Source organism: Microvirga sp. P4_G7 (genome assembly GCF_056401005.1).
Map to the genome: position 1 here is coordinate 1 of NZ_JBFUKD010000164.1, position 6,610 is coordinate 6,610.

Annotated in this window: 8 protein-coding genes and 1 pseudogene; 6 read left to right on the forward strand and 3 right to left on the reverse strand. The window is 61.4% G+C overall.

Features of this window, described 5'->3' with window-relative positions; all coding sequences use genetic code 11:
* From AC1DT3_RS09525 to AC1DT3_RS09535, 3 genes and pseudogenes are all read left to right on the forward strand, one after another.
* Positions 1–245 (forward strand): annotated as a pseudogene (locus tag AC1DT3_RS09525) (ABC transporter permease); the annotation flags it as partial.
* Positions 245–970 carry an ABC transporter permease gene (locus AC1DT3_RS09530; RefSeq protein ID WP_477465014.1) on the forward strand — a complete coding sequence of 242 codons (726 nt, stop codon included), beginning with the start codon at positions 245–247 and terminating at the stop codon, positions 968–970. The pseudogene AC1DT3_RS09525 and the gene AC1DT3_RS09530, both read left to right, overlap by 1 nt.
* On the forward strand, positions 963–1,757 hold the full coding sequence (locus AC1DT3_RS09535; RefSeq protein WP_477465015.1) for an ABC transporter ATP-binding protein: 795 nt from the start codon (positions 963–965) through the stop codon (positions 1,755–1,757). The genes AC1DT3_RS09530 and AC1DT3_RS09535 overlap by 8 nt, the downstream gene beginning before the upstream one ends.
* A 35-nt stretch (positions 1,758–1,792) precedes the next feature.
* Here AC1DT3_RS09535 and AC1DT3_RS09540 read toward each other — a convergent pair whose 3' ends face one another.
* Positions 1,793–2,257, reverse strand: coding sequence for a DUF4112 domain-containing protein (locus AC1DT3_RS09540; RefSeq protein ID WP_477465016.1), 465 nt, complete (start codon positions 2,255–2,257; stop codon positions 1,793–1,795).
* A 91-nt stretch (positions 2,258–2,348) separates the two neighbouring features.
* Positions 2,349–3,641 (reverse strand): nicotinate phosphoribosyltransferase, encoded by a 1,293-nt coding sequence (gene pncB / locus AC1DT3_RS09545; RefSeq protein ID WP_477465017.1) that lies wholly within the window; start codon positions 3,639–3,641, stop codon positions 2,349–2,351.
* 202 nt (positions 3,642–3,843) lie between these two features.
* Here pncB and AC1DT3_RS09550 point away from each other — a divergent pair, with 202 nt between their 5' ends.
* From AC1DT3_RS09550 to AC1DT3_RS09560, 3 genes are read left to right on the forward strand one after another with little or no spacing between them, the layout of a single operon-like run.
* Positions 3,844–4,971, forward strand: a complete 1,128-nt coding sequence (locus AC1DT3_RS09550) for an Mrp/NBP35 family ATP-binding protein (protein ID WP_477465018.1) — start codon at positions 3,844–3,846, stop codon at positions 4,969–4,971.
* Positions 4,968–5,627, forward strand: coding sequence for a molybdenum cofactor guanylyltransferase MobA (gene mobA, locus AC1DT3_RS09555; protein WP_477465019.1), 660 nt, complete (start codon positions 4,968–4,970; stop codon positions 5,625–5,627). Before AC1DT3_RS09550 ends, mobA begins: the two co-directional genes overlap by 4 nt.
* Complete coding sequence (locus tag AC1DT3_RS09560; protein WP_477465020.1) at positions 5,624–5,854, forward strand: sulfurtransferase TusA family protein; 231 nt, start codon at positions 5,624–5,626, stop codon at positions 5,852–5,854. Before mobA ends, AC1DT3_RS09560 begins: the two co-directional genes overlap by 4 nt.
* 4 nt (positions 5,855–5,858) lie before the next feature.
* Here AC1DT3_RS09560 and AC1DT3_RS09565 read toward each other — a convergent pair whose 3' ends face one another.
* Positions 5,859–6,608, reverse strand: coding sequence for an ABC transporter permease (locus AC1DT3_RS09565; protein WP_477465021.1), 750 nt, complete (start codon positions 6,606–6,608; stop codon positions 5,859–5,861).
* Positions 6,609–6,610: the final 2 nt, after the last annotated feature.

A 6,610-nucleotide genomic window follows, 5' to 3' on the forward strand; every position in this document is an offset into this window, starting at 1 on the left:
TTCGCTACGCCATTCCGGGGTTGGGCAATACGTGGCAGCTGGTCCTTAAGGAATCCGCTTTGATCTCCGTCACCGGCCTCGTGGAATTGCTGCGTCAATCCCATATCGCGGCGGGCTCGACCCGTCGCCCCTTCGACTTCTACGTTACGGCGGCGATCCTGTATCTGTTCATCACCTGGGTCTCGACGGCGTTGTTCCAGCGCGCGGAAAACTATTCCATGCGTGGCATCCGGAGGGCTTCCTGATGGATCTGGAGTTTTTGAAGGAGACTTTCTTCGCCCTGATCAGCGGCATTCCGCTGACTCTCAATCTGGCGTTCACTGCAGTTGCCCTCGGCGCGGTATTGGCTCTTGTCCTGGCGCTGATGCGCATGTCCGGCGTCTGGGTGTTGGACGTTGTCGCGAAGGCATATGTCTTCGTGTTTCGCGGCTCGCCGCTGCTCGTTCAGATCTTTCTGATCTATTACGGACTGGGGCAATTCCGTCCGACATTGCAGGAATGGGGTCTGTGGACGTTCTTCCGCGAGCCCTATTGGTGCGCCATTCTCGCACTGACGCTGAACACCGCTGCGTATGCGAGCGAGATTTTCCGTGGGGGCCTTCAGGCGGTTCCGGCCCAACAGGTCGAAGCAGCCCGCGCCTGCGGCATGTCGGGCTTTCTGCTCTTCCGCCGCATCACCTTTCCGATCGCCTTGCGGCAAGCTCTTCCCGCCTACGGCAGCGAGCTCATCCTCATGGTGAAAGCCACGTCGCTCGCCTCGATCATCACCATGATGGAAGTCACGGGCATCGCCTACAAGCTGATCTCGCAGACCTTCCGAGCGGTCGAGATCTTTATCGTCGCCGGTGCGATCTATCTCGTGCTGAACTTCGTCATCACCCGCCTCGTCATGGCGCTGGAATGGTGGCTCTCACCTCATCTTCGCCGCCCGCCCGTGCCCAAGGCGAGCCTGGAGGCCGCGCATGTCTAACGCAAGCCCACTCCCCATCTCCGCGAAAGCGTCCGCCGTTTCCGTCAACCGACTGCACAAGAGCTTCGGACCGCTCGAAGTACTCAAGGGCGTTTCGCTCGAAGCGCACGACGGCGATGTGATCTCGATTCTGGGAGCCTCGGGCTCCGGCAAGTCGACGATGCTTCGCTGCATCAACATGTTGGAGGTTCCCGATTCGGGCGACATCCGCATCGGTGGCGAGCTGATCGGCATCCGCAAGGGTCGACGCGGGATGGAGCCTACGGATCGCGCCCAGGTCGACCGCATCCGCTCGCGCGTCGCCATGGTTTTCCAAAGCTTCAATCTCTGGTCCCACATGACGATTCTCGAGAACGTCATGGAGGCACCGATTCACGTCCAGAAGCGCCCGAAGGCCGAATGCGCTGCCGAAGCGGAGGCGCTTCTCGAAAAGGTCGGTATTGCCGACAAGCGAAACAGCTATCCGTCGCATTTGTCGGGCGGACAACAGCAGCGCGCGGCAATCGCCCGTGCACTCGCCATGCGACCGCAAGTCATGCTGTTCGACGAACCGACGTCTGCTCTCGATCCCGAACTCGTGGGTGAAGTACTTCGCGTCATGCGATCGCTTGCCGAAGAAGGGCGTACGATGCTCGTCGTCACGCACGAAATGGGCTTCGCGCGCGACGTGTCGAACCGTGTCGTGTTTCTGCACAAGGGTGTCGTCGAAGAAGAAGGCGCTCCGCACGACGTCTTCTCGAACCCGAAATCCGAACGCTTCAAGCAGTTCATATCGAGCCATCGATAAACGTACGGCGTAAGCGCCAGACGCCCGTCCGGCAGTTAGCGCTCGCTGACCCGGACGGCGTGTCCATCGATCGTCGGCGGCGTGCGTTTCTTTCGCGGTGTGGCGAGATCCGGCGTCTTGAGGCCCAGGTGATTGTTCACAATGCGCAGGTTGCGCCGGTTCGCCCTGAAGAACAGATCGAACACGTCACCGGCCACGGGAATTGCGCCGATCGCGGTATCGATGGCCACGTTCCCGATCATCCGCGCGATCTTCCAGCGAGGAAGACCCAGCCGGCGAGCCTCCCAGATGATGTAGCTCGACAAGGCGGCGGAAAAGGCGTCGCCGACCACGGGCACGACACCGATGAGGGCATCGAATCCCACGCGCCGGTTGATCACTGGCACCAAGATCGCGTTGTCGAGAAATCGCGACAAAAGCGTGATGCGCGCAAGTGAATCAGCCTGCGTGGTTCCAGCCGCTTCGATCGTCTCGAAAAAGGCGGCGCGTGACGCGTTCATTCCATCTCCTCTCGCTGCCCCGGTTGGGGACAACGCTGGAAGATGTGGTCAACGCGATGCTTCTTCGCAAGGTTAGGAAGGAAGTCAGCACCTAAACAAGAACCGGATGCGCCTCTTGCGCTCCGACATGGAACACCCGTTTGTAGCGCTCCACCTCTTCCTTCGGTCCCATTGCCTTCGTCGGATTGTCGGAGAGCTTCACAGTCGGCCGACCGTTGGCGGAAATGACCTTGCAGACGATCGAGATCGGATCGAGCGCACCGTCGGGAGCGAGGCCGCGGAAATCGTTCGTCAGCAGGGTTCCCCAGCCATAGCCGATCCGCATGCGCCCATGGAAATGGCGGTGAATGCGTTGCATGACGTCCACGTCGAGCCCGTCGGAAAAGATGGCGAGCTTCTCTTCGGGATTGTGGCCCCGCGAACGCCACCACGCGATCGCCTCTTCTCCACCCTCGATCGGGTCTTTGGAGTCGATACGAATGCCGGTCCAGTTCTGAATCCAGGACGGCGCCGACCGGAGGAAGTTCGTGGTGCCATAGGTGTCGGGCAGGATGACGAGAAGATTGCCTTCGTAATCCTGCTGCCAATCGGCGAGGACCCGATAGGGCGCTTCGAGCATCTCGGTTTCGGTATCGGCGAGAGCCGTGTAGACCATGGGAAGTTCGTGAGCGTTCGTACCCACTGCTTCAACTTCCCGGCGCATCGCGATGAGGCAGTTGGACGTGCCGAGGAACGATGGTCCCATTCCCTCGATCATCGCCTGCACGCACCAATCCTGCCACAGGAAGCCGTGTCGGCGGCGCGTACCGAAATCCGTGACCGACAGATCGGGCATCGTCTTCAACCTGTCGATCTTCTCCCAGACGCGCGTCATGGCGCGGGCGTAGAGGATCTGCAGCTCGAACTTGCCCATGCTCTTCAACACACCGCGCGAGCGCAGCTCGTTGAGGATGGCGAGCGCCGGGATCTCCCACATGGTGGTTTCGATCCAGGGGCCATGAAAGGTCAGCACGTATTGACCGTCCTGCTTCTCCAGCAGGTATTCCGGGAACCGGAACGTCTCGAGCCAATCCATGAATTCCGGCGAGAACATCTGCCGTTTGCCGTAGAAAGTATTGCCTCGCAGCCAAGTCGACTCGCCGCGCGTCAGCGATAATGACCGGACATGGTCGAGCTGCTCGCGCAATTCCCCCGGATCGATGATGTCGGCCAGAGGCACACGGGTGGTGCGATTATGGATCCCGAACGTCACTTGCACGTCCCGATGCCGACGAAAGATCGTCTGCGCCATCAGGAGCTTGTAGAAATCCGTATCCAGGACGGATCTCACGATCGGGTCGATCTTCCAGGTATGGTTGTATACCCGGGTCGCGATGTCGGCCATCGCCTACTCCTCACCATTCGGGCGGGACAATAGCGAAGGTCTCTCGCGGCGTGAAGGCACCGAGCCCGCATGGAAGACCCGCTCTTGGCGGGAGGTTCCCGTTTCGCCAGGTTTTGCACCGGCGGGCTGAATGCCATGCCTTAACGAATGGCCTTCGGGCCTATACATGACATTGTCGGCAAGGTTCGAAGGAGGTCTAAACGTGGCGATTACTCGGGAAGACGTGCTGAAGGCCCTCTCGACGGTGCCTCTGGATGCCGGCGGAACCCCGCTTTCAGTGTCGGGGCGTTTGACGGACATATTGCTGGAAGACAACGGTCGCGTCGTTTTCTCCATCGTCATCGACCCCTCGGAGGCCACTCGTATGGAGCCGGTCCGGCAAGCGGCCGTCGCGGCGGTGCAGCGCCTGCCAGGCGTCGGCAGCGTTTTGGCGAGCCTCACGGCGGAGCGACCTTCTTCCGCTGGCAGCGCCGCCACGCCGCCGCCGCCGCCCCCATCGCGCGCCCAGGGTACCGCCCCGCCCAAGACGCAGCGTATCCCGGGCGTCGATCACATCATCGCCGTTGCGTCCGGAAAGGGCGGCGTCGGCAAATCGACCACCGCCGTCAACCTGGCTCTCGCCCTGAAGGCGGCCGGGCAGCGCGTCGGCTTGCTCGATGCCGATATCTACGGACCGTCCATTCCCAAGCTCCTCGGCATCCACGGCAAGCCACGCTTGCTCGAAGGTCGGATTTTGGAACCGATGGAGGCCTATGGCCTGAAGGTCATGTCCATCGGCTTCCTGGTCGAAGAAGAAACACCCATGATCTGGCGGGGGCCGATGGTGATGTCAGCCATCACGCAGATGCTGCGAGAAGTCGCCTGGGGTGAGCTCGACATTCTCGTGGTCGATATGCCGCCCGGCACAGGCGACGCTCAATTGACGATCGCGCAGGCGACGCCACTGGCCGGCGCCGTCATCGTCTCGACGCCGCAAGATCTCGCGTTGATCGACGCGCGGCGCGGCGTCGCCATGTTCAAACGGGTGGAAATCCCGATCCTTGGCATCGTGGAGAACATGGCGACGTTCGTCTGTCCCCATTGCGGAGAGACCTCCCATATTTTCGGCCATGGCGGCGCGCGCAACGAGGCCCTACGTCTCGACGTGCCGTTCCTCGGCGAGGTTCCGCTCAACATGACGATTCGCGAACTATCGGACGCCGGCCGCCCTGTCGTCGCCACGGAGCCCGACGGTCCGCATGCTGCGATCTACAAGGCAATGGCGCAGCAGGTCTGGGCGACGTTGTCCGGCGTAGCGCCCCGCGCAGCGCCACGTATCGTCATCGAATGAACGCGGACGCGGCGACGGTGCGCGATTTGACGCTCGGCGTCATCCTCGCCGGCGGCCGCGCAGCGCGCATGGGCGGACAAGACAAGACATTGGTGAGGCTTGGCGAACATCGCGTCCTCGACCATCTTCTGCATCGTCTCGCACCGCAATGCGCGCAAGTGGTGCTCAACGCCAACGGCGACCCATCACGGTTCGGAGAACGCGATCCGATCGTCGTGCCCGATTCGTTGCCTGATCAGTTGGGACCACTCGCCGGTATTCTCGCCGCGATGGAATGGACGGCGCTGCATCGTCCAGGCATCGCATGGATCGTCAGCGTTCCCGGCGATACGCCCTTCATCCCGAACGACTTGATCGCGCGGCTGCACCTGGCGCGTCACGACAGCAACGCCGCTGGGGCCTATGCGGCGTCCGACGGAAGGCCGCATTGGAGCGTTGGCTTATGGCCGGTCGGAGAGGCAACCGATTTGCGAACAGCGATCACGAAGGACCATATCAGACAGGTGGGTGCGTGGGTGCGCGGTCAGGGCTTCGCACGCGCGGACTGGCCCGTCGTCGGGATCGATCCCTTCTTCAACATCAATACGCCTGATGACCTCGCCATCGCAGAGACCTCGGTTGTCGAGAGGCCGGAGCGGGCAAAAGGGCGAACATGATCGAACTGAACTTGTCCGGCCTGAAATGTCCGCTGCCGGCGATGAAGACGCGAAAGGCGTTGAGCCGTTTGAAGCATGGCGACCGGATCAGAGTCACCTGCACCGATCCTCTCGCGGCCATCGACATCCCTAATCTCGTTCGTGAAACTGGTGACCGCCTCGACGAGCAGGCTGTTGCCGGCTCCGCGCTCACGTTTGTAATCACAAAAAGCGGCGGGCCGGCTTAGATCGTTACGCACTCGCCGATTGCTGTTGCAGACGGCGCGACGCATTGTTTTCGAGCCGCCGGAACGCGTCATGAATGAAGAATGCGAGGAGGGCGACAACAAGTCCGCCCTGGACGACGAAGGCCGTGTTGTTCGATTGAAGCCCGGCGATGATGACCTCGCCTAGACCCTTGGCAGCGACAGTCGAACCTATCGTTGCCGTCGAGAGATTGATCACGAGGGACAGGCGAATGCCGGCGAGAATAACCGGCAAGGCGAGCGGCAACTCGATTTCGAACAATCGCCGCCGCGGTCCCATCCCCATTCCCTTCGCCGCATCGAGCGTGAGAAGCGGAACTTGGGTCAAACCGCTCAACGTATTCTCGAAGATCGGCAGTAAGCCATAGAGAAACAACGCGATGAAAGTCGGCGCTTCGCCGAAGCCCACGAGGGGCACGGCGATGGCAAGCACCGCGACCGGCGGAAACGTCTGGCCGATGTTCACGAGTGTTCGCGACAATGCCAGAAAATCGAGCCCGGACGGACGCGTCACAAATATCCCGAGCAGCACCGCGACGATCGTGCTCCCGAGAGTCGCGCCGAGAACCGTGCGCAGGTGCGACAACGTCAGATCGACGAGGCTTCCCTGATTGTAGATCGCAGGCGCGCCATTCACAGTGAGCGGTTCGAACAAGGGTGCGAAAAGCTGCGGTCGAACGATGAAGACCACGAGAAGAATGAAGGTTGCGAACTTCAGGACCGGTCCGAGTCTCATAT

Bases quoted from the DNA above. Each gene is read 5' to 3' on its own strand.
- AC1DT3_RS09530 (WP_477465014.1), top strand. From the start codon at position 245: ATGGATCTGGAGTTTTTGAAGGAGACTTTCTTCGCCCTGATCAGCGGC.
- AC1DT3_RS09535 (WP_477465015.1), top strand. From the start codon at position 963: ATGTCTAACGCAAGCCCACTCCCCATCTCCGCGAAAGCGTCCGCCGTT.
- AC1DT3_RS09540 (WP_477465016.1), bottom strand. From the start codon at position 2,257: ATGAACGCGTCACGCGCCGCCTTTTTCGAGACGATCGAAGCGGCTGGA.
- pncB (WP_477465017.1), bottom strand. From the start codon at position 3,641: ATGGCCGACATCGCGACCCGGGTATACAACCATACCTGGAAGATCGAC.
- mobA (WP_477465019.1), top strand. From the start codon at position 4,968: ATGAACGCGGACGCGGCGACGGTGCGCGATTTGACGCTCGGCGTCATC.
- AC1DT3_RS09560 (WP_477465020.1), top strand. From the start codon at position 5,624: ATGATCGAACTGAACTTGTCCGGCCTGAAATGTCCGCTGCCGGCGATG.
- AC1DT3_RS09565 (WP_477465021.1), bottom strand. From the start codon at position 6,608: ATGAGACTCGGACCGGTCCTGAAGTTCGCAACCTTCATTCTTCTCGTG.